The organism is Halorubrum sp. SP3 (genome assembly GCF_005435195.1).
GTDB lineage: Archaea > Halobacteriota > Halobacteria > Halobacteriales > Haloferacaceae > Halorubrum > Halorubrum sodomense.
Genome location: NZ_SGTU01000229.1, coordinates 1 through 645, shown reverse-complemented (window position 1 = coordinate 645; position 645 = coordinate 1). Strand labels below are relative to the sequence as shown.

Annotated in this window: 1 protein-coding gene; it reads left to right on the top strand. The window is 50.5% G+C overall.

Features of this window, described 5'->3' with window-relative positions; all coding sequences use genetic code 11:
• Positions 1-645, top strand: a 645-nt coding sequence (locus tag EXE42_RS16350) for an oligosaccharide flippase family protein (protein ID WP_137706996.1), incomplete at both ends; no start/stop codon positions are given.

Here is a 645-nt window from a genome sequence, read left to right as displayed (position 1 = left end):
GCTTCAAACCTGCTTATTGCACTTCGGGCAATTACTCCGATCTTCAAACCGATTGTGGCCGAGAATATGAGCAATAACACGCTCCTTCAGAACCGGTTCACACTAACGACGCGGTGGGTGACTATCCTGACGATCCCTCCGACTCTGACACTCGTGTTAGCCCCAGAGACTTATCTTTCTCTCCTATTCACTGAGCAGTACACTGCAGCAGCGACCGCGGTTGTCGCACTCTCTATTGGATACCTTCTTAATGCAGCATTCGGACCAGAGGGAATGATGCTTGAGGGGCTTGGTCACACTCGTCTTACCCTGCTAAATACGGTCGTTCTCGTTGGTGTAAATGGAACTTTGGACGCGTTGTTGGTTCCTACATTAGGAATTCTTGGGGCGGGAATTGCGACTGGTACTGCTCTTACAGTTGCCGGAATGGCGGGGGTCATCGAGATTTATTATCTCCGTGGGATCCACTCCTTTAGCAGAGGTTTAGTACGCGTTTGGACAGCTGCGCTACTTCCGCTACTAGTAGGGATTGTGATTGTGACCAATACTGGTGGTCTGGTACTCGTGATTTCACTCCCGATCCTCGTTGTCTTTTCTTTCGTCGTGGGGCTTCGCCTGATTGGTGGATTCACCTCCGAGGATGTA